The organism is Devosia sp. 1635 (assembly GCF_013185955.1).
Classification (GTDB): Bacteria; Pseudomonadota; Alphaproteobacteria; order Rhizobiales; family Devosiaceae; genus Devosia.
In genome coordinates, this window is record NZ_JABAOM010000005.1 from 26,943 (window position 1) to 47,181 (window position 20,239).

18 protein-coding genes are annotated in these 20,239 nt (G+C 60.8%); 11 read left to right on the forward strand and 7 right to left on the reverse strand.

The annotated features are described in order from the left end of the window. Nucleotides 1-305 precede the first annotated feature (305 nt). Nucleotides 306-857, reverse strand: coding sequence for a DUF1993 domain-containing protein (locus HRU92_RS16320; RefSeq protein WP_210259529.1), 552 nt, complete (start codon nucleotides 855-857; stop codon nucleotides 306-308). 159 nt (nucleotides 858-1,016) lie between these two features. On the opposite strand from HRU92_RS16320, the gene HRU92_RS16325 reads away from it, so the two are divergent. The 4 genes from HRU92_RS16325 (at nucleotide 1,017) to HRU92_RS16340 (ending at nucleotide 5,214) form a co-directional block, all read left to right on the forward strand. Further along, nucleotides 1,017-1,604 carry a TetR/AcrR family transcriptional regulator gene (locus HRU92_RS16325; protein ID WP_173088655.1) on the forward strand — a complete coding sequence of 196 codons (588 nt, stop codon included), beginning with the start codon at nucleotides 1,017-1,019 and terminating at the stop codon, nucleotides 1,602-1,604. Between the two features lie 661 nt (nucleotides 1,605-2,265). Next, the gene (locus tag HRU92_RS16330; RefSeq protein ID WP_172122119.1) at nucleotides 2,266-2,739 is read left to right on the forward strand and encodes a nuclear transport factor 2 family protein; all 474 of its coding nucleotides are present in this window, start codon (nucleotides 2,266-2,268) and stop codon (nucleotides 2,737-2,739) included. Between the two features lie 230 nt (nucleotides 2,740-2,969). Beyond that, nucleotides 2,970-4,007, forward strand: coding sequence for a zinc-binding dehydrogenase (locus tag HRU92_RS16335; protein WP_173088657.1), 1,038 nt, complete (start codon nucleotides 2,970-2,972; stop codon nucleotides 4,005-4,007). A 4-nt stretch (nucleotides 4,008-4,011) separates the two neighbouring features. After that, nucleotides 4,012-5,214, forward strand: coding sequence for an MFS transporter (locus HRU92_RS16340; protein WP_173088659.1), 1,203 nt, complete (start codon nucleotides 4,012-4,014; stop codon nucleotides 5,212-5,214). Nucleotides 5,215-5,267: 53 nt separating this feature from the next. Here the strand turns inward: HRU92_RS16340 and HRU92_RS16345 are convergent, their stop codons facing one another. Next, on the reverse strand, nucleotides 5,268-6,146 hold the full coding sequence (locus tag HRU92_RS16345; RefSeq protein WP_173088661.1) for an AraC family transcriptional regulator: 879 nt from the start codon (nucleotides 6,144-6,146) through the stop codon (nucleotides 5,268-5,270). Nucleotides 6,147-6,278: 132 nt separating this feature from the next. Between HRU92_RS16345 and HRU92_RS16350 the strand changes: the two genes are divergently transcribed. Next, nucleotides 6,279-7,244, forward strand: coding sequence for an aldo/keto reductase (locus HRU92_RS16350; protein ID WP_173088663.1), 966 nt, complete (start codon nucleotides 6,279-6,281; stop codon nucleotides 7,242-7,244). 343 nt (nucleotides 7,245-7,587) lie between these two features. Next, on the forward strand, nucleotides 7,588-8,028 hold the full coding sequence (locus HRU92_RS16355; protein ID WP_173088665.1) for a hypothetical protein: 441 nt from the start codon (nucleotides 7,588-7,590) through the stop codon (nucleotides 8,026-8,028). Nucleotides 8,029-8,302: 274 nt separating this feature from the next. Here HRU92_RS16355 and HRU92_RS16360 read toward each other — a convergent pair whose 3' ends face one another. Beyond that, complete coding sequence (locus HRU92_RS16360; protein ID WP_210259531.1) at nucleotides 8,303-9,244, reverse strand: alpha/beta fold hydrolase; 942 nt, start codon at nucleotides 9,242-9,244, stop codon at nucleotides 8,303-8,305. A gap of 125 nt (nucleotides 9,245-9,369) precedes the next feature. On the opposite strand from HRU92_RS16360, the gene HRU92_RS16365 reads away from it, so the two are divergent. Next, nucleotides 9,370-9,732, forward strand: a complete 363-nt coding sequence (locus tag HRU92_RS16365; protein ID WP_172122131.1) for a helix-turn-helix domain-containing protein — start codon at nucleotides 9,370-9,372, stop codon at nucleotides 9,730-9,732. Between the two features lie 600 nt (nucleotides 9,733-10,332). On the opposite strand, the gene HRU92_RS16370 is transcribed toward HRU92_RS16365, so the two are convergent. Next, the gene (locus HRU92_RS16370; RefSeq protein ID WP_173088667.1) at nucleotides 10,333-10,656 is read right to left on the reverse strand and encodes a hypothetical protein; all 324 of its coding nucleotides are present in this window, start codon (nucleotides 10,654-10,656) and stop codon (nucleotides 10,333-10,335) included. Nucleotides 10,657-11,859: 1,203 nt separating this feature from the next. Then, nucleotides 11,860-12,720: a pirin family protein gene (locus HRU92_RS16375; RefSeq protein ID WP_173088669.1), complete on the reverse strand. Its 861-nt coding sequence runs from the start codon at nucleotides 12,718-12,720 to the stop codon at nucleotides 11,860-11,862. Between the two features lie 219 nt (nucleotides 12,721-12,939). Between HRU92_RS16375 and HRU92_RS16380 the strand changes: the two genes are divergently transcribed. After that, nucleotides 12,940-14,604: an MFS transporter gene (locus HRU92_RS16380; RefSeq protein WP_173088671.1), complete on the forward strand. Its 1,665-nt coding sequence runs from the start codon at nucleotides 12,940-12,942 to the stop codon at nucleotides 14,602-14,604. Between the two features lie 12 nt (nucleotides 14,605-14,616). Here HRU92_RS16380 and HRU92_RS16385 read toward each other — a convergent pair whose 3' ends face one another. Continuing rightward, entirely contained in the window at nucleotides 14,617-15,516 is a 900-nt protein-coding gene (locus HRU92_RS16385) for a LysR family transcriptional regulator (RefSeq protein ID WP_173088862.1), read from the reverse strand. 165 nt (nucleotides 15,517-15,681) lie between these two features. On the opposite strand from HRU92_RS16385, the gene HRU92_RS16390 reads away from it, so the two are divergent. The 3 genes from HRU92_RS16390 (at nucleotide 15,682) to HRU92_RS16400 (ending at nucleotide 19,539) form a co-directional block, all read left to right on the forward strand. Further along, nucleotides 15,682-16,800, forward strand: coding sequence for an NAD(P)-dependent alcohol dehydrogenase (locus HRU92_RS16390; RefSeq protein ID WP_173088673.1), 1,119 nt, complete (start codon nucleotides 15,682-15,684; stop codon nucleotides 16,798-16,800). A 38-nt stretch (nucleotides 16,801-16,838) separates the two neighbouring features. Then, nucleotides 16,839-17,918, forward strand: coding sequence for an MBL fold metallo-hydrolase (locus HRU92_RS16395; protein WP_173088675.1), 1,080 nt, complete (start codon nucleotides 16,839-16,841; stop codon nucleotides 17,916-17,918). 130 nt (nucleotides 17,919-18,048) lie between these two features. After that, complete coding sequence (locus HRU92_RS16400; RefSeq protein WP_173088677.1) at nucleotides 18,049-19,539, forward strand: aldehyde dehydrogenase family protein; 1,491 nt, start codon at nucleotides 18,049-18,051, stop codon at nucleotides 19,537-19,539. 162 nt (nucleotides 19,540-19,701) lie between these two features. On the opposite strand, the gene HRU92_RS20630 is transcribed toward HRU92_RS16400, so the two are convergent. Beyond that, nucleotides 19,702-19,944 carry a zinc-binding dehydrogenase gene (locus HRU92_RS20630; protein ID WP_349236876.1) on the reverse strand — a complete coding sequence of 81 codons (243 nt, stop codon included), beginning with the start codon at nucleotides 19,942-19,944 and terminating at the stop codon, nucleotides 19,702-19,704. Between the last annotated feature and the right edge of the window lie 295 nt (nucleotides 19,945-20,239).

The following is a 20,239-nucleotide window of genomic DNA, read 5'->3' on the forward strand; positions in this document are numbered from 1 at the left end:
CTGAAGTCGAGCGTATCCGCGCATCACAGGCCGTTGCAAGCACCCAGCGCGCTCGATCTCTGGTGTCTCATTGTCCCGCAAGTTAGCGTCCTGCGGCTGCTTTCCGGTGGCCTCTGGCCCAGAGCCAGCCGACCGCTTACCACCCCTTCCTGTATCTTGGGCCGCGATCCAACGCGGGCATTGGCCGGCGCGCGGGGCGGGGGTAGGCGTGCGGCCGAGACGGTCCGCATTCAAACCGGCTCCCCGCACCCAAAGGGATTGCGGTGGAACCTGGTTGCCAATGCGCCCAAGCACGCGCGGGAAGGTTACGCGCCCGAGTTTCGCTGGCTGTGCCAGCGCTCGCGGACATCCGCAAGGTAATCGAGCTTGCCGATCTTTAGCCCGTTGTGACGCAAGATCGCGTAGGCGGTTGTGACGTGGAAAAAGAAGTTTGGCATCGCGAATTCCAGCAGGTAGTCCCGGCCATCAAACGTGACCCAACGGCGGCGCATGTTGATCTTGATCGAGCGGGCATGGCTGTCAGCGAAATCGCCCGGGGACAGGGAAAGCAGCAGCGCCCGCGTTTTTCCCACGCGATCCTGAAGGTCCTGCAACGTCGTCTCATCGTCCGGGATGCTCGGCACGTCCCGGCCGGCAAGCCGCATGGCGCATCCCTTGGCGGTGTCGCTCGCGCGTTGGATTTGGCTACGCAACGGGTCCATGTCCGGCGCAAGCCGCGATTCGATGAGATCGTGCTCTGCAATGCGGCCGGACGCGACGTACTCGTTGGCCTTCGTGAGCAGGCCGGAAAGGGTTCGGAAGCCGCCAAGGAACAGCGGCACGGAGGCCTCATACATGCCGAGCGGGCTATCGTTCATGGTTTCCTCATCCTTGCGCTAGTGCCTTCTGCGGTTGGCCTTGCATCAAGGTGCTAGCCAATTTCAATACCAAGAAGTACAATAACGGTCGGTATAGTATGTGGGCAGCGGTCGTCAACTGCAGATGATGGCCGTAGCTGAGCAAGAAGGGGACGGACCATGGGCCGGCACAAGCAGTACGACGTAAACGACGCGCTCGAAGCCGCGTTGGGTGTTTTCTGGCAAAAGGGCTACGAAGGCACCTCTTTTGAAGACCTGACTGCCGCAACCGGGGTGGCCCGCCCCGGTCTCTACGCGGCATTCGGAAACAAGCAAGCACTGTTCCTTCAGGCGCTCGACCGCTACGAAGCTGAATATCTGTCTTTCATCACCGAGGCGCTGTCAGAGCCGAGTTCCTTTAAGGTGGTGGAACGCATTCTGCGTGGTTCAGCCGAGCAGCAGACCCGGTATGAAGTGCATCCAGGCTGCCTCGGGGTTAACGGCGCTCTTGCCTGCTCGGACCAGAACGAACCCGTACGGCAAGAACTGATCCGCCGGCGCTCGGCCAACGAGGCAGCTCTGTGTAAGCGACTCGAGCGAGCAAGTGCGGAAGGCGACTTGCCGGCATCGGCTGACTGTGCCGCGCTGGCACGCTTCGTGATGATCGTCACCCAAGGCATGGCCGTGCAGGCGAAGGCTGGGGTTGAAAGAAGTGCTCTCGATCTGGTTATCGACCACGTGTTGACAACTTGGCCGACCAAAGCCTGAGCAAGCCTGCCAATTTGAAGCTCTGGAGCCGGGATTTTCAGCGAGTCACTTCGAGCACGCTCCGGAACGATGCAGCTCTGGAGGCCGTGGGTGGCGGGTGAAAGCCGATCCAGCCCCTCGTCCATTCTTTGCCTGCGGACGTAGGGGATTGGACTTCTGCTCCTGAAGATGCCTTGGCAACCGACCAAGAAGCGGACCACCGGCGAGAGAGATTCGCTCGACGGGCAAAGCATCTAACCGTCCGGGCAGCCGAGATGGTTTCTCATAAGAGGGAGCCTTCGATCAGCAATGTGGCGGAGACTGGCGTGGAACGGCCTTCATGCCTCGCAAGACCGCCTCATGCACCGCATCGATGTTGTTGAACTGGGGGGCATATCGACCGGGACACCGAACCGTCGCGATGGTCAACGATCGGCCAGACGAAGCAGCTGTGCTGCATCGGACCAGAATGCGGTCACGCCAGCCGTGACAAGGGGCCAGAGGTTTATCGGCTGTCGTACGCAAAACTGAAAGCTTTGCTTCGGGGCTGCCGCGAGAAGAGGGCGGACGAGCGGCATTGACACCTAAATACAATTTCAGTACTGATCGATACCCTACCGAACGGTATTCTTCTGGTGGGTCGAAGTAGCCGCAGCTAACTCGCAAAAACATGGGAACCACAATGAACCAGCCTGATGCACTGACCGCCCAACGCATCGAAATAACAACTGAGTACTTCCGGAGGGTGGACGCCGGCGATCCCGCAGTTCTCGACCTGATGAGCGACGACGTTCAGCTCTATTTTCCCAAGTTTGGCGTGGGCTACGGCAAGGCTGCTGTCGCGGAAAGTGCCGCGGGTCTCATGACCGAGATTGCGACTATCAAACATGACTTCGATCGCCTGAACTTCATCACCAGTGGCGATTACGTCGTCGTGGAAGGTTACGAGGGAGGCACAACGAAGGATGGGAAGGTTTGGCCGAACCCGGAGCGCTCAGAAGGCCGCTTCTGCAACGTGTTCGTGTTCGATGACCTGCTTATCAAGCGCGTCCATGTCTACGTAGACCCGGACTTCACCAGCAGTGACCGGGCGAGGTTCCATTGGGGCGACACCGTCCGCAGAACGAAAGAACCCGCCGCTCCCGCCAACAATTGACCCCGGCATTGCCGGCGCCCTTACAGGCAGATGCTGGACCTTCCGGCGGCACTCGGCGTCTATCCTAGAGAAATGTACCGGCCGCTCAGGCTCTGGGGGGCAATCGTACCTATTCCAGGCTGATCTACTGGAACGAAGTCGTCGAGGCAGACACTTCGCGGCGCCCGACCAACCCCCACCTTTGTCACCAAGCTTCTTACTGGCATTCCATCATTGCGCTGAGGCATATCATGCAAAGCATCATCTACTACCGCTATGGCGATCCGGCCGACGTGCTGCAACTAACGGAAAGGCCAGAATTACCTGAGCCAGGAAACGGAGAAGTCCTGGTTCGAGCTACGCATCGTCCCGTTCGTCCGGGAGATCTAATCGGCGTTCGGGGGCTTTACCGGTCACGCGGCAACATAACGCCGGTTGGACCGGCCGGCGCGCAGATTGGCTTTGAGGGGACCGGAACCATCGAGGCGATTGGTCCGGAGGTGAGCCCGTCGAGCGGCCTTGTGCCAGGTGCGCGAGTCGCCTTTTTCCCGGCGCGCGGCGCCTGGAGCGAGAAGGTCTTGGTTCCCGCCCGCTTTGTTACGCTGGTCCCAGACGACATCGCTGCGGAGACGGCCGCCCAACTGCATGTTAATCCGCTGACTGCAGCCATGATCGTGCGCGCTGCCGAGGAAACTGGCCTTAAGCAAGGCGACGCAGTTGTTCTGACAGCCGCCAGATCTCAAGTCGCAAAGCTTACCGCCTCTCTTTTGCTGAACAACGGCTACTTTCCTGTCGGCTTGGTCCGCTCCCACATCAGCATGGCAGCGGTCGAAGGCGATTTCGCCGGTATGCCAATGGCGAGCACCGAAAATTCAGAATGGCAGGAAGAGTTGCGCACAATCGCTGATCGCCGGCCCATCCGCATGGTACTTGATCCTGTCGGCGGAGACGTTTTGAGTACAGTCATTTCGGGCATGGATGGCGGCACGGTCATTTCCTATGGCGACCTTTCCGGGGAGCCGATCCGTGTGCCTGCGCTTGCCTTCTCCGCAGGGGGCATAACGATCACTGGCGTATCCGTTGGACGATGGAGCAATTTGCCCGACGAAGTGCGCGCTTCCGACCTGGCCCTCGCGATGGGCTTGGCGCGGAACGCCCCTAGCTTGTTCAGAGTCGCAGCTGAGTATGATCTCGCCCAGGTGGGCCTAGCTGTCAGCGAAGCTGAACGCTCGGGCAAGCTCGGCACGGTCCTGCTGACTTCCAAGCATAACGCTGGTCGGGGGCATTGATCCGATGACAAGCTCGAGCACAATCGGGGATCGCCCATCAATTCGCCCTTGGCTTGCCGTTGCCTCCATCGCCATCGGCGCATTTGCTATGGTAACGACGGAGTTCCTGCCTATTGGCCTGTTGAGCGCCATAGCGTCGGACATGGGGGTTTCCGAGGGATCTGCCGGTTTGATGGTGACCGTTCCCGGCATCGCGGCGGCAATTGCCGCCCCCGTGTTAACAGTTGCCGCAGGATCAATCGATCGCCGGATCTTTGTTGTGGTGCTGACCGCGCTGATTGTTCTGAGCAACGTGGTGGCAGTCTTAGCGCCGTCTTTCGGTGTCATGCTGCTGGGCCGCGTGTTGTTGGGGCTATGTATTGGAGGGTTTTGGACCTTTTCAGCGGCGATCGGGAGGCGGCTTGTCACGGAGTCCGCCGGCGGACGTGCGACGGCAATTATCATTGCCTCCATCTCGGTCGCGACAGTGGCCGGTGTTCCCGCCGGCGCGCTGATTGGTGAATGGGCGGGGTGGCGCTCGGCGTTCCTGGCGACGGCGGTATTATCGGTTGCCGCCCTGATCGGCCAGGCCTTGCTCCTGCCCAAGCTTCCAGCAACCCGGGTGGTGAGGGTGGGTGACATCTTCGCCCTGTTTGCGGTGCGCCAGGCGCGGATCGGGTTGCTGGCGACGGCCTTGATCGTTACCGGACATTTTGCAGCCTACACCTACCTTGAGCCGTTCTTGAAGCAGGTTGTAGCCCTGAGCCCGTCAATGCTCAGCGGCGTCCTTGCGGCATATGGTGTGGCCGGACTGCTGGGCACTTTCGCAGCTGAAAAGGCGCTGGATCAGAGTTTGCGCGTGGGGTTTGCGGGCGTCATGCTGTTGCTGTCTGTCGCCCTGTTCCTGGCTATGCTTTTTGGCGGGCACAGTTTGGCCGCCATCGCATTTGTAACGCTGTGGGGTCTCGCATTTGGCGGTGTACCATTAGGCGTGCAACTTTGGCTCTATGCGGCCGCGCCAGAGCGTTTCGAGATTGGCTCGGCGATGATGGTTACTGTGTTCCAAGTTGCTCTGGCGCTAGGCGCATTCACTGGCGGCGTTCTTGTAGATGGCAACGGTATTAACAGCGCCTTTACTGCGGGGAGTTTGCTCGCGCTCGCGGCCGCCCTGACTTTCCTTGCCGGCTCGCGCGGCGACAAGACCTTTGACCCCGCGGATGGCCGGTAATTGGAGGGTATTAACGGGCTGACTAGAGGATTTGATGGCGATCCAACGACTTCCTAACCGATTAGACTCTGCAATTGTTTGGCATCTTGCACCGGTGAGGCACCGAACAAGCGTTTGTATTCTCGGCTGAACTGGGAGGCGCTTTCATAGCCAATGGAAAAGGCCACACCGGCTGCGTCCACCGGTGCCTGCGACAGTTGCCGGCGCGCCTCGTGCAGTCGGATCTGCTTTTGGTACTGGATGGGGGACAGCGCCGTCACATCCTTGAAGTGCTTGTGGAACACGGATGGGCTCATCCCGGCAATACCGGCAAGTTGCTCGACCCTGACCGGCTCAGCGTAGTGTTGGCGCAGCCAGGCCATTGCCTTGCGGATGCTGGATAGCCGGTTGTCGCTCCCAGCAATCTGGCGCAGCAGAACGCCACTCGGGCCCTGCAGCAGCCGGAACAGGATTTCCCGCTCGATCATGGGGGCCAGCACTGCGGCCTCGTCGGGTCGCTCGAGCACACTCACCAGCCGCAGCCAGGCATCGAGCAGCTTGCTGTCTGCCGTGCTGGTGTAGAACCCGGACGAAACCGGGGGCTCGATCCCTTTCGGCAAGTCCAGCAGCACGCCGGCGATCACCTGCGGCTCGAGCAGCAGGGTGAGAGCCAGATAAGGCTCATCCGGCGTCGCTGCCGAAATCCGGCCAAGCGCTGCTACCTCGGCTGCGGCGATGAAGTAATCGCCTTCGCCATAAGCCAAGACCTTTTCGCCGATTACGGCCCGTTTTGCACCCTGCAGCACGAGACAAACAGCAGGCTCGTAAATCACCGGCTGCAAATCCGTGGGATGGTCCAGCCGCATGATTTCCAGCCGGGCGATCGACGTCGCCGTCTTGGGTTGCAGGGCGTATGGCCGGATCAGGCGCTTCAAGTCTGTGGTGGTGCTCATCTCGCGATACTAGTCCCGGCAAGCGGCCTACCGCAACGCATCAGGAGGAATAGGCAAGCATTCAGGAGTTTTCGGCACGCAGTGGTGAGGCCAAGGCCGTAGCTATGAGGCCTGCAAGATGGAGGAATTGTCATGGAAAAGCGTAAACTCGGTTTGAATGGTCCGGAAGTTTCGGCAATCGGCTATGGCGCCATGGGCGTCTCCATTGCCTATGGGGACAGCGATGAAGCCCAGGGCATCGAGACAATCCGCTATGCTTTTGACCGGGGCGTCACCTTTTTCGATACGGCCGCCGTGTACGGTTGGGGCGAGAATGAAAAGATTGTCGGCCGCGCCGTCAAAGGATTTCGCCACGAGATCGTGATTGCCTCCAAGTTCGGCTTCACCGAGGATTGGGGGATCGACAGCCGTCCCGACTTCATCCGCGAGCTTACCGACAGGAGCCTGCGCAATCTGGGTGTGGACCACATCGACATAATGTACCAGCACCGGGTCGATCCCAATGTGCCGATCGAGGACGTGGCCGGCGTGGTCAAGGACCTGATCCTTGCCGGCAAGGTGAAGTATTTCGGCATGAGCGAAGCGGGGCCCGAAACCATCCGTCGCGCCCATGCCGTGCAGCCGGTGGCCGTGCTGCAGACCGAATATTCGGTGTTCGAACGGGAGGTTGAGGCGTTGTTCCCCACCTTGCGCGAACTGGGCATCGGCTTTGTGCCCTATTCTCCCCTTGGTCGCGGTTTCCTCACGGGCGAGGTCAAGCCGGCTGAAGATTATGGCGAGAACGACCTGCGACGCAGCGATCCGCGTTGGCAGCCTGGCAATTTCGAGAAGAACAAGGCCGCGGTCGAGCAGCTCACGGCGCTGGCCAAGTCAAAGGGCGTTACCGTGTCGCAACTGGCTCTCGCCTGGCTGCTGGCGCAGGGGCACGACATCGTTCCCATCCCGGGCACGCGCCGCAAGGAACGCCTAGCGGAGAATATCGGCTCGGCTGCGGTCCAGCTGACGGCAGAAGATCTGGCCCGGATCACGGCAATCCTGCCCGAGGGCGCTGCTGGCGCCCGCTACGCCATGCCGAGCATGATCCCCGAGTGGAAATGAAGACTCGTCCTTTTGGTGGCTTGATCACCAAAGGGATGCCAATCGATCCCGCCGAGCAATCCGCGTCGGCTTGGCCACTTGTTTCCGAATGCTTACAAGCGAGACACGCGGCTGCCGCCTCGGGGCGCCTGCTCGTTGCAGCGGCCCAGGGTTGGGTGCTCACAGTGCCTGCGGCTTTGAACAACGGCTTTCTTGGTCGCTGTTTCGCCACACCGCAGCAGTGTCCAGCCACCACGATCGATCGGTGCGATCAAGAGGAATAGGCAGGCATCCAAGAGTTTTCGGCACGCAACCGTGACACCAACGTCCTAGCTATAAGGCCTTCAAGACAGAAGGAATTGTCATGCAAAAGCTTAGACTTGGTTCGAACGATCCAGAGATTTCGGCAATCGGGTGCGCTGCCTCAAGCGCTTCCGGGGCTTATGCGCAATCGGGAGGGCGGACGGCCGAGACGGTCAAGAACGGGAGCATAGTCATGGTGGCGGCAGCTCTCCTCGCAGCTGCAGTGACCCTGCTCCCTGTGAGTGCCTTGGCCGCGCAGTCGTTGACGGAAGAGGAGCAGGAAGTCCATGGACGCTCTGCGTCCAGCGTTATTGCGAGCCTGGGACAACGAGGCATTGCTGCTGACGCGGTGGAGCAATGGGGCGAAGCCATTCGGGTTGACGTGCGCGGCGCCGATGGACAGGGCTCTTTCCTCCTCCTCGACAAGGACACACTTCAGCCTCTCAGCCCTGGGGCGGTAATGGAGACCCGGAACAGTGCTCCGGCGAGCATCTCCCATTAGTTCCGGCTATGTCAGCATGCAGGGGACATCACTCCTGCATGCTGCCTCGGTGAAATGCAGGGTGTGCTGATGCAAATGTGCGACATGTCGCCCGGCCGTCTTGAGATTGTGCTATGGGGGGGGCCTGCCCCCTGAGGACGAGCCATGGATGGCTGGGGATCATCTGGCTCACGGCACCCAGCTTGTGGCCGCACGCTAGGCGACAAGCTGCCACATCGCTGAGGAGCGCACCTTTGTAGAGCCTCTGGGAAGTACCGCTCCGCTTACCTGCTCATCAACTCAACTTGGTCGTAAGACGGCCCTTGGGGACAGGGTCGTGACTAAGAGCTGCGCAAATGCTGGACCACGCCTTCTCGTCGCCGAGCAATTGCTGGCGTAGATAGGCCAAGGTGACCTTCTGGATGAGCGCCACACGTTCGGGGCATTCATCAGTAGTTTCTGTAACTGCGTAGCCGGAAATGCCGCCCAGCATGTGCTCGCCGCCGAAAACGTTGAGAAGCGTCTTACTCCCAGGGGCAAGCTGATAAGGTTCGTAGAACCAATCGGGCCCCCGGGTTGTCAATGCGGAATGATCCGCATCACCTGCGACGACGAGCGTAGGCGTGATCATGTGGTCAAAGCTGGTGTGGAGGTAAGGCGTGATGGCTCGTCCAATCTCGCTTAGATCATCTCCGCCCCTACCCGCTGATGCCAACAGGACGCCCGCCTTGATCCGCGGATCAAACATGTCCTCGTCGAGACCGCCCGCCAACATGTGGGCGCCAAGCAGCATGCTCGTTGTCTGGCCGCCAAAAGAATGGCCTGCAGCCGCAACATTGGTGCGGTCGACCCTTCCGGCAAGGCCGGGCAACCCTCGCTCGATCTGGTCGAGATGGTCGAGGATGCGCTTCGCGTCATGCACACGGATGCGCCAGATCGAGTGCCGCCATTCATCTTCAAGTGCCAGTCCAAGCCGTCGTGAATCGAGGTAGGTCGGCTGAATTACGACAAAGCCATGTGCCGCCCAATAGTCCGCCAGAGGCCCATAGGCGTCCATGGACGACCCAAAGCCATGTGAAAACAGGATCACAGGCAAGTCACTACCGACAACCGGTGCAGACACACGCAACTGCAGGTCCTCACCTCGGCCGGGAGACTGCAACCGCAGTGCCCGGACCGACGCTACAGGCATTGGCGCATCCATGTTGGCTTCACGGGGGGTCGAAATGCCAATCATGCAAACTTCCTTTTACCTCGACCTGCAATCCGTGAGCGTCAGGTCTAATTTATAGACTTGCTAAGGATATGTGACTTCTTATGCTGCTCCAAGAACGCATTTTCTTGTGACCAGGTCCTACAGTTATGACTGATGTGCTCGACGAACTTCCGAACTGCGCCGGCGTGGGGGACGTGCTCGCACGGATTGGTGACAAGTGGACAGTTCAGATTGTGGTGCTGCTAAGCCGCGGCCCGGAACGCTTCAACAGCATCAAGCGGCAGGTGCCGGGAATTTCGCAGCAGATGCTAACCCGGACGCTAAAGGCCTTGGAACGTGACGGACTGGTTCATCGGGCAGTGCGCAACACCACGCCGCCACAGGTGCAATATTCGCTAAGCGCCGCGGGAATGTCCCTGGCTCAAACCGCACGGCATCTTGCTGTTTGGGCCATTGAACATCGGGAATTCATTCGCGACAGCCGGGCCAGCTACGACAACGCCCGATGACGCGGTATTCCTCTCGGCGGCAATGCGTCCTTACATGGCGGGCACTTGGGACCGCGCCCCTCTTGCGATCGGGACGCGCTGCTGCAGCCGATATCATCTAAGAGGGCCTTCTTCTTCCCGTTGGAACCAGGAATGAGGAGCATAATCGAGCGGCAGCTTGTCAGACCTTCTGGCCGAAAAGCTGCCCGTCGGCTTACCACTCCATTGAACCCATAGGGTGTCGGCATCCAGCGGGCAGGTCTTGGTAGGCTGTTCGCTGGTTGCCGCACATCTGCAACAGCAATCCTTAGCCGGATGTTCTCGCCTTGCATGTCACGCAGAGCGTCGAGTGCGAGCCCATCGCTAGAGGCGTCCTCTTGCGGAATCTTCGCCTCCAGCCCTGCGCGCCGATGTCCTCTACCCCCGGGTGCGTGATGATGGTGCGCTAGGCACAAAGGGCGACAAGGCTGAAGCCGCGGCGCCCGGGAGGCAGAGTAACCGTGGTTCCCTCTTCCTTCTGCAGGTTCGTGGTCCACTCGATGCAGCATCTATCGGGATCAGTCCGCGGCCTCGGAATGTCAATCAAGAGCACCTCTCGTCATCCGTGGCGCTCAAGAAAGACTACCAGAACATGTCGGCCTGCGCTTCTTTAGCTCTTTTGCTGGCCGGCCGTGGTGGATGAGGCGCTGGCGCGAGGGCGGCGACTTCGGACAGCCATGTCTCGGCTTCACCTCGTGGTGGAGTGCCCAAGAGGGGGCCGGTGTAGGCTTCCACCCAAAATGGCTCGCCCCACGACTCCAAACCCTCTTCGTTCATTGTCTTTGACCTTACCAAGCAAAACTCGCCATCCACTTTGAGGATGACGCCCGGCAGGCAGCCATCAAGCCAAACCGCCTTGTTCGGACGCGCGAATCTGGAAATTGGAAGTTGGTTGTTCTTCGGCATCGCTTCACCCCCGAAAATACTCTAGTTGCAGAAGCATCGCTCGGAACTAAGAAGGTAACAAGATTAATGTGTCTCATTGACACTCTCAGCTGCCTACTAAGCAACCGGGTGTTCCACGAGCATGGGCACCTTATCAGAAGCCTGCGGGGAATTGAGGGCAACGGCATTCCCGTATTGATATCTGCCGACGCTCCTGAGGTTGTTTGGTGGAGAGGTCGCCATTAAGCGGGCGTACAACGCTCGAGCTCGATCTTTTCCAATGCCTGCGGCAGTGGCCCGGCAGAATTTCGAGCGAGTTTAATCGCGGCAGGCTGCCGAGGGTTGCTTGAAAGCCTTCAAGCGGCTGATTGAACAATGGGGGCGTACGGCTCTGCAGGCCGCGGCGCTTCTCGACGTGTCAAAGGGGCACCTGGGAGCGCATGAAGCAGGTGGGTAAGGACAAGCCCTCAGCCAGGATCAAGTCACCCGGGTCTCCGCAATGCTCGGCATCTACAAGAAGCTTCATCTGTTGATCGCCTATGACATGGTGGATCGCTGGCGCGGATTGCACAACAAAGGCACCGGACTGGGATGAGCCCAATCGACTCCATGCTCAAAGGCGGAATCCTCCAAATGTTGCAGGCCCGGTGCTATCTCCACGCCGTCCACGCGGGGTTGTGACCGGCGTTGGACGGTTGGTCGGTCGTCACGCAGGCTTTTCCCAAGACCATCCTACTGGTGAGGACGGCGCGGCTGCGCGCGGCTGTGTTGAAGCCGCTTGTCTAGGGCGAGGATGATGATTTTGCCGTTCACGCCTAGATCAAAGTGCCGGTTGCCGCTTGGTCTGGAGGGGCAATCCAGAACCAACGATCGAAGGGTCGCTGTAATGGCTCCGAAACTGACTACAGGTGACTGTATCGAAGGGCAGGGTAGGGGCCGTTTGCCGACCGGCGGGTTCTGGCATCCAAGAAGCGATAGTGGACGTTCGATGAGGTAGCGAGATCGCGGCTCCGATGCCCCGCGCCCCCCAATGCACGCTTTCCATTCAGATGGTATCTGTTCGTCCTTCGCTGCCGTCTTTGGTTCAAGCACTCAGGTCGTTCGCGTGAAACGCGATCGGCGCTCGACGGCCTGTTCCACAAAATTGGTGTTTGGAGTCGGTCTTCCTCAGGGGCACGTTACTTTCTGTTTGCTACCGCACGGCGATACGGTGCGGCAGCCACATCATGCATGGGCGACCGGCCGCATCGTGCCGGCGTGCGGAAATTTTCCGTGGCGATAGGCGTCGTAGTAGCCAGCCAATTCCTCACGCGAGCCGGCGATAAACGGCCCTTGTGCGACCACCGAAATGTTCTGCGGTTGCCCCGCGTACAGCAGTAGACGAGCGCCGCTATCGCCCGCCCGCAATGAGAGTGAACTGGCGCCATCGCCCAGGGGTCCTGTCCAGCCCACCGCGCCGTTGGTCAAAACCTCGGCGGTGATGCCAGCCTCCACCTCGCCGTCGATCCCCACGACAAATCCGTTATAGGAGGCCGGCAGCTGCGGCGCGAAAACGGCGCCCGGCTCCAACCAGATGTCGATCAACGTGACCGGGACAGCGTTCATCGTCGGTGCCGCCGCTTCCCCTAGCTGGCCGCTATAGACTTTCGCCATGACACCAGGCTCGGCATGAATCGGCATCGCAGCTCCGCGCAGGATTTGCACCCGGGGGGGCATATTGCGCTGCGCCTCAGGCAGGATCAGCCAGAGCTGGAACAGACGCATCCCGGTGGAGACCATCGTGTTCTCCGCATGGACGATGCCGCTGCCGGCGGTCATCCACTCGACGTCGCCTTCCTCCAGCCGCCCGCCGGTATCCTCCATGGTGCCATTGAGCATGAAGGTCACGGTTTCCAGGCCGGCATGAGGGTGCGCCTCTCCGAAACTTCCCGCCAGCGTAATGTTATCGTCGGCCATCAGGAAGAATGGATCGGTCGCAGCTAGTTCGCCCGGTGCAACTACCAAAGCAGCCTGATGCCTCTCGCCGCCGAAGCCAGGCTCTAACGCCGGTATCCTGGTGACTCGATCTATCGATCTCTCAAACATTGGCCAAGTCCTTCTCGTGGCTCGGAGCAGTCTTCGTCATGAAATGACAGCCCAGCCTTGTTGCCCTTCATCTCGGAAATGTCTGAGCTCGATCAAGATGCGCGTTCAAGAACCCAGCGTTGCCCATCAAGGAACCTAAAGGTTCGTGATGGTTTCGGGCGGGCCGTCTACCTTTGCTCCATGACAGATTCATTCAATAGCCCGCATGAGCGCCGACCCATGAACCGGATGCGCGACCTCCTGAACGAGGAGGTCCATGAGTTTCCAGAGCACGAGCGCGCGCCCGTCGCCGGTTCGCCCGCGACGCCGGCTCATGGCCGAGCGACTCGACTCGCTTATGTGCTTGTCGCGCTGCTCGTCGGGATGACTGCGGGCATGGGCAGCGCGCTGGTGAACGTCAACACGCAGCAGCTGCAACGGCTCTTCGATCTGAGCGCCGATCAGGTGGCGTGGCTGCCGACCAGCTATGTGATGACCGCGGTCTCGGCCAACCTGCTGCTGATCAAGGTTCGACAGCAATATGGCCTGCGCCGTTTCGCGCTGTTCTTCCTGGGCCTTTATGCCGCGCTAACGCTGGCACATCTTTTCGTCTCGGACCTTGGGGCGACATTGCTGCTGCGCGCGACCAGCGGGTTCGTTGCGGTGGCACTGATACCGCTTTGTCTCTTCCACATGATGCAGGCTTTTCCCTCGGAATGGCGTCTGCGGGGATTGGTGCTCGGCATCGGGGTGACGCAATGCGCGATGCCGCTGGCGCGCGTCCTGTCGCCCTCCTTGCTTGCCAGCCAGGGACCGCGTTCACTGTTCATGTTCGAGGCGGGACTCGCCCTGCTGTCGCTCGCCGCGGTCGGCTTGCTCCGCCTGCCGCCGGCGGTGCGCGTGAGCGTCTTCAAGCCGCTGGACTTGCTGATCTTCGTTCTGATGGGGGGTGGGCTGGCGCTGATCGCCGCTGTGCTGGGACTGGGCCGATGGGAGGGATGGCTTCAAGCGCCATGGATCCTCGTGTCGCTTTTGGTCGCCATACCCGCGTTGGTGGCGGCAGCTGCCATCGATACATACCGCGAAACACCGCTGCTGAACCTGCGTTGGCTCGGGCGTGGCGATGTCGCCCGTTTTGCCGCGGCCATCTTCATGGCGCGCATCGTCCTGGCCGAACAGGAGGTCGCGATCGCGGTCGTGAGGTCGCTCGGAGCTACGAACCACCAACTCTGGACGCTGTCGCTGGTCATGTTCGGCGGGGCCGTCGCCGGCGTCCTGGCGAGCGCAGTCTCGGTAAATGCCGAGAAGCTGGCCCGGCCGATAATGCTGGCGATCGGGATCGTCGCCATCGCGGCCCTGATCGACAGCGCGGCGACAGGTCCACATCATCTGCACCGCTTCTACGTATCGCAGGCGGCGATCGCATTCGCCGGAACCTTCTTCCTCGGGCCGGCGCTGCTGCTAGGCATCACCAGCGCACTTCAGCAGGGTAGCCGGGAGCTTATCAGCTTTATCGTCCTGTTTGGCGTAGTCAATGCACTCGGCGCGCTGGCCGGTCCCGCGCTGCTGGGGAGTCATACCGACTGGTCCGTGGCAGCGACCGGAGCGACGCAGGGCGCACAACTGGACACGTTGCGTCTGGCGGCGGGTATCGCCGCATTTACAACGATCTATCTCGCGATCCTCCTCGCAATCCGGATACGACGGCGCCTGAAGGAACTGCGGGCTCTGGACTTTGCAGCTCCGGCTCTTCAGCCGGGGGCGCCAGACGCGCCCGGAGTCCAATCGATCGATAGTGGCTGGCGCCCGCCTCGTCCCGGCAATGCTCCTGCTGCGGTGTTTGCGGTGATTGCGATCGTTGGTGTTGCGCTGCTGCTCGCAGCCTGGGGCTTGCCCGCATTGTGAATCGACGAGCTGTCAAATTTCCCGGTCGATCTTCTCGTACAGGAAGTTTACCAGCGCGCGCACTCTCGCAATATCAGATCGTGCGGGTGGCATGAAGATCTGCAGATCGGCGCCCTCATGCGGGAAGGCAGGCAGGACGACTTCCAGTTCACCTCGCATCAGCGGTCCCTCGACCATAAACCTCGGAACGACGGTCACGCCCAGCCCCGCACGCGCGGCAGCCAAGAGCATCTGCCCGTTGTCAGTACGGAACTCCGAGTTCATGCGCACATGCTCCCAGCCATGGGCACCCTGGAAACGCCAGTTTCCGGTATCCTGGACGTGGAGCATGGCTTTATGAGCGTTCATATCGGAGGGTTTGGAGGGGCGCCCTTGCGTATCGAGATAAGCCGGGCTGGCGATGACCACCCAGCGGACTTTGGCAAGTTTGCGGGTGATGAGCGTCAGATCCGAGTCGGTTCCCGGCTTGATCGCGAGGTCATAGGCTTCGGCGCTCATGTCCACCCGACGATCCTCGAAGGATATGTCTAGCTGAATGCGCGGATGGAGCATCGCGAACTCAGCGAGCAGGGGCGCGAGTACAAAATCGCCGAAGGCAGTCTGCACCTGGATGCGGAGCAGCCCGGAAATCTCGCTCGTCAGTTTGTTGACGACTTCGCGCGCTAATTCCAGTTCCGCCAGGCCGCCTCCGGCGCGCGCGTGATACTTACGGCCGACATCGGTCAACGTCGTGCCCCTCGGCGTGCGGATCAGCAATTGAGCGCCGAGAACCTTTTCCAGACGACTTATACGACGGCTTACGATGGACTTGGCGATGCCAAGACGCGCAGCCGCATTCGCAATACCGCCGGTTTCGACCACCCGAACGAACGAGATTACATCCAAGAGATCAACGGGCGCGGGTTCCGGCATCAGCAACTCCGAGTTCCTGCCACGATGGCTATTGCAACACTATAGAACCGCTACTCTCGGCGAAAGGGTTGCGGACACAAGGCCGCACACCCGGGTCACATCTGACGGAAGCCCCCAATGACCTCACAAGCCACTGATGATCCTCATGTTGAGGCAAGAGCACGCATGACCCAGCCAGCACGCGCAGCGGTGATCGAACGAAAGGATGGGCCGTTCATCATGGAGGATGTCACACTTGAAGCCCCCCGCCCGGACGAGGTGCTCGTGCGAATGGTTGCGACAGGGATCTGTGCGACCGACGCCCATGTCCGCCGGCAGCTGCTGCCGGCACCGCTCCCCGCGATCCTTGGCCACGAGGGCGCGGGCATCGTGGAACGCGTTGGATCGACAGTCACCCACGTCAAGCCCGGGGATCACGTCGTACTGTCCTACCACTCCTGCGGGCAGTGCAAACCCTGTCTGTCCTCCCACGCCGCTTATTGCGACAAGGTTTGGGAAGCCAACTTCGCGGGCGCGAGACTGGACGGTTCCAGTGGCGTGGGGCGGCAAGGGGCGCAGGATCTACATGCCCATTTCTTCGGCCAGTCCTCGTTCGCCACCTATGCGCTCGCGCATCAGCGAAACACCGTCAAGGTGCCGAACGACGTTCCCCTGGAAATACTAGGACCGCTCGGTTGTGGCATGCAGACCGGCGCAGGCGCGATCCTGAAGGCGATGAAGGTTCCGGTCGGCGCTACCGTCGCGGTTTTCGGCGTCGGCGCTGTTGGCCTTGCTGCGATCATGGCCGCCAGGGTCGCGCAAGCTGCCACTATCATCGCCATCGACGTGAACATCGAACGGCTGGAACTCGCGAAAGAGCTCGGTGCGACGCATGTCGTGAATGCCGCAAGCGGAACGGACGTCTGCGCCGAGATTCGACAAGTCGAACAGAGGGGCGTCGAGTTCATCCTCGACACCAGCGGTCGCGCGGCGAACCTCGATGCCGGGATCGGTGCGCTCGCCCCGCTCGGGAACTTCGGGTTCGTCGCCTTTAATGATCACTCGGGCGCGATCGTGGATGCGGCGCGTCTTTCGGTCGGGCAGACCCTCCAGGGTATCATCCAGGGCGACGCGGTGTCGGCGCTGATGATTCCAGAGCTGATCGGTCTTTATCGCAGCGGCCGTTTCCCGTTCGACCGGCTTATCACCTTCTACGATTTCGCCGACATCAACCAGGCATTTGAAGACACCGCCTCCGGCCGCGTCATTAAGGCTGTCCTCCGCTTCGGGCACTCAGGAGTCTGAACGGCCGAATTCTACAATCAGACAAGAAGGAAACAAGCATGTGCGATAACCACCAGAAGCCCATCACGGCGTCAGACACACCGGCGTTTTTCGGCATTGACCGATACGGCTTCCCCGAGGCGGGCGAGCATCCGCTCGATCCTCCTGAATACTATCCTCCCTACTTTCATAGTGAGCGTTTCAAGAAGCTTGGCTACCATGTTGAGGAGCTTCGCGGCGGCTTCTACTGGGTGACGAGTGGCGGCTATGACGCGGCATTCGTCGTGACAGACGATGGCGTAGTCGCGATCGATGCTCCTCCGACGCTCGGTGAGAACATGCTCGCCGCGATCGAGGACGTTACGGACAAGCCGGTTACCCATGTGATTTACAGTCACTGGCACACCGACCATATCGGGGCCGCCTCAATCTACGGACCAGACGTCGAGATCGTTGCCCATGAGATCACGAAGGAGCTGCTGGAGCGTTTCCCTGATGCCAGCCGCCCTCTACCGACGATCACCTTTGACAAGAAGCACACGCTCACGGTCGGCGGCGTAACGCTGGAGCTATCCTACAAGGGTGAGAACCACTGCCCTGGCAACATCTTCATCTATGCCCCGGCACAGAAGGTTCTGACCTGCATCGATATCATAAGCCCCGGCAGCGCCACCTTCATGCACTGCGACGCCTCCCAGAACATCACGGCCTGGTACGAGGCTCAGCACCAAATTATGGAGTTCGATTTCGATTTTCTAGTAGCCGGGCACCACATGAAATATGGCACCCCTGAGCTAGTCAAAGAATCAATCGAGTATTTTGCTGACATTCTGGACGGTGCACAGGCAGCAATCGACATCTACTCCCGGTCCGATCGGCTGATGGACATTCTCCTGAAACCCGGCCTCGATCGCTTCTGGGTTGGATCTGAAAACTGGATTAACTCGATGGTCAATTACGCGACCAAGTACGTACTCGAGAAGAAGACCAGCAACGGCAAGCTTTGGTCCGAGCGTCTGGCGGGTGTGACCACGCAAACCAAGTATCACGCCTATACTGTCATGGAGTCGATCCGCCTCGAGCGGCCGCGGCCCAACTACCGGCTGCGCGGTGAGAACCCACCGCCGTTCTTCGCCTAGTCTCAAGCCCGCTCCTCCCGCCAGACTATGCGGCGGGAGGAGCAACGAACCGTGGCTCCGCAGCAGCGCCGCTTCATTTCGGGGCATGCCGGAATCCGTCATGCCATGCAGGTTCCGGAAGGATGATCCGATGACGACTTACTTTGCCCAGAACTGGATCGACGGTGCGTTCGTTTCGTCGACGAAACGCAGCGCTTCTATCAATCCGGCTACCTACGATTCCATCGGAGAATATGCAGACGATGGTGGGGCGGCTGCCGCGGCCGCGATCGCCGCAGCCGCCCGCGCCTTTCGCGGTTCGGAATGGGCGCACGACGCCGAACTCCGCGCGAGAGTTCTTGACCAGATGGCGAGGGCGATCGAAGGGAACTGCGATCGATTGATCGATATCCTCTCGCTCGAGAACGGAAAGGTCCGGAGCGAAGCCGCGCTCGAAGTCTCGGCAGCCCCGAACAAGCTGCGCTACTGGGCGGCGATGGCGCGCACGGAGGCGGGCCGCTCCACGCGGCCGCGACCCGGTAGCCTTTCGATCGTCCTGCGCCAACCGATGGGTGTGGCGGGCGTCATCGTGCCGTGGAACTCACCAATCATCCTGGCGGCGAGGTCGTTCGCACCTGCGTTGGCGGCGGGCTGTACCGTCGTGGTAAAGATGCCTGGACAGGCCGCGCAGACCGCAGCTGTGCTGGCGGAGATACTCGCCGAGAGCACAGATCTGCCGCAGGGCGTCATGAACCTCTTCCTCGAAAGCGGATCAGACGGCGCTGCGCTCCTCGTTGAGAGTGCCAACGTGCCGACGATCAGCTTCACAGGAAGCACGCGGACCGGCGCTGCCATCGGCGCGGTCGGCGCGGCCCGGATCAAGCGGTTCGGCCTTGAGCTTGGGGGCAAGGCGCCAATGATCGTATTCGACGACGCCGACATCGCCCCGATGTTGCCTGTGCTCGAAAAGGCACTAACTGTGTTCGCCGGTCAATTCTGCATGACGGGTTCCCGGCTGCTCGTCCAGGACGCGGTGTACGATACCGTCCGGGATCAGCTCGCCGAGCGACTGCGCGCCGTGCGTGTCGGCCCAGCCTCCGATCCAGCGAGTGATATGGGTCCGCTCATCGACAAGGCGAACGTTGCGCGGGTCGACAAGGTCGTCCAGAACGCGATAGACGCCGGGGCAAACCCGGTCGTCCGCGGGGGACCGGCCACCGACGGTCCGCTGGCCAAGGGAGCGTTCTTCCGCCCCGCTTTTCTCGAGGTCGCCAACAACAGGCTTGCTATTGTGCAGGAGGAGACCTTCGGTCCAGTTCTCACCATCCAGCGCTTCGGCGACGAGGACGAAGCCATCGGCCTCGCCAACGACAGCGACTACGGCTTGTCCGCCAGCGTCTGGACACGAGATCTCGACCGCGCCCTGCGGGTAGCCCAAGCCCTGGAGGCGGGCAGCGTCTTCGTGAACGACTGGGCGAAGGTGTATGACAGCACCGAGGAGGGCGGGTTCAAGCTGTCCGGACTGGGTAGGCTGAACGGCCACGCCGCGCTCGACGACTTCATTGAATACAAGCACATCGCGCTCAAGCCGGGCCTAGCTGGACCGTCGGGCCAGCCGCCGCTCCCTATGCGCTCCGCCTGAGCCTTGTCGGCTTGAGCTAATTTTCATTTCGCCACGAACATGAACTACCCCTGGCTAGCGAAACGATCCGAAATCCCCATACCGACCAGCTTTTGTCGCCCGAGAACTCAGCCCGTGTCCAAGGCCAGGCCAAGTAGGATGCAGTCATGCGCCAGCGGAATATCAGCAAGCGCATAGACCGCTCCCGACATGAGGCCGCAACTGACCGCGATCTACCAATGCGCTCAACTCATCAAGCTTGCCGCGGTTTTGCCTGGTGAATACGAAGTGATAACTCGCGTTCTTGCCCCAGGCCTGAACTGGGTTTTGCGGCTGGGCAATGTCCACGATCGTGACGACGCGGCCGAGTTGCGCGAGCGTGTCAGGGCTGCGCGACAAGGTGTTGCCGCCGATGGCGTCGAACACGACATCGACTCCGCGGCCGCCCGTTTCCCGCATGACGGTGTCGACGCCGTGCCGCCAACCAAGGTCAAGCTTACCGCCTCTAGATGGCTCAGCGAGGCAGGTTTCCTGCCAACAATGCCGGCGTCGGCAACGTGATACTCGGCGTAGCTTCCCGGCCCACCAAATATGGCGGGGGTGTACCAGACCAAGCGGAGGCGGGCAGATGATCAGGTGGCACCAGGGCGCGAAAAGGATGGCTCCCCGTTGCCCCAAATCCTGGTGACCATGCCGGCGATCCCGAGGGCGATTGGCCGCC

Excerpts from the sequence above, each read along its gene's own strand:
- HRU92_RS16385 (WP_173088862.1), bottom strand. The coding sequence starts at position 15,516 with ATGCCGGAACCCGCGCCCGTTGATCTCTTGGATGTAATCTCGTTCGTT.
- HRU92_RS16375 (WP_173088669.1), bottom strand. The coding sequence starts at position 12,720 with ATGTTTGAGAGATCGATAGATCGAGTCACCAGGATACCGGCGTTAGAG.
- HRU92_RS16320 (WP_210259529.1), bottom strand. The coding sequence starts at position 857 with ATGAACGATAGCCCGCTCGGCATGTATGAGGCCTCCGTGCCGCTGTTC.
- HRU92_RS16365 (WP_172122131.1), top strand. The coding sequence starts at position 9,370 with ATGACTGATGTGCTCGACGAACTTCCGAACTGCGCCGGCGTGGGGGAC.
- HRU92_RS16330 (WP_172122119.1), top strand. The coding sequence starts at position 2,266 with ATGAACCAGCCTGATGCACTGACCGCCCAACGCATCGAAATAACAACT.
- HRU92_RS16390 (WP_173088673.1), top strand. The coding sequence starts at position 15,682 with ATGACCCAGCCAGCACGCGCAGCGGTGATCGAACGAAAGGATGGGCCG.
- HRU92_RS16380 (WP_173088671.1), top strand. The coding sequence starts at position 12,940 with ATGAACCGGATGCGCGACCTCCTGAACGAGGAGGTCCATGAGTTTCCA.
- HRU92_RS16400 (WP_173088677.1), top strand. The coding sequence starts at position 18,049 with ATGACGACTTACTTTGCCCAGAACTGGATCGACGGTGCGTTCGTTTCG.
- HRU92_RS16370 (WP_173088667.1), bottom strand. The coding sequence starts at position 10,656 with ATGCCGAAGAACAACCAACTTCCAATTTCCAGATTCGCGCGTCCGAAC.
- HRU92_RS16345 (WP_173088661.1), bottom strand. The coding sequence starts at position 6,146 with ATGAGCACCACCACAGACTTGAAGCGCCTGATCCGGCCATACGCCCTG.
- HRU92_RS16355 (WP_173088665.1), top strand. The coding sequence starts at position 7,588 with ATGCAAAAGCTTAGACTTGGTTCGAACGATCCAGAGATTTCGGCAATC.
- HRU92_RS16395 (WP_173088675.1), top strand. The coding sequence starts at position 16,839 with ATGTGCGATAACCACCAGAAGCCCATCACGGCGTCAGACACACCGGCG.
- HRU92_RS16325 (WP_173088655.1), top strand. The coding sequence starts at position 1,017 with ATGGGCCGGCACAAGCAGTACGACGTAAACGACGCGCTCGAAGCCGCG.
- HRU92_RS16360 (WP_210259531.1), bottom strand. The coding sequence starts at position 9,244 with ATGATTGGCATTTCGACCCCCCGTGAAGCCAACATGGATGCGCCAATG.
- HRU92_RS16340 (WP_173088659.1), top strand. The coding sequence starts at position 4,012 with ATGACAAGCTCGAGCACAATCGGGGATCGCCCATCAATTCGCCCTTGG.
- HRU92_RS16350 (WP_173088663.1), top strand. The coding sequence starts at position 6,279 with ATGGAAAAGCGTAAACTCGGTTTGAATGGTCCGGAAGTTTCGGCAATC.
- HRU92_RS16335 (WP_173088657.1), top strand. The coding sequence starts at position 2,970 with ATGCAAAGCATCATCTACTACCGCTATGGCGATCCGGCCGACGTGCTG.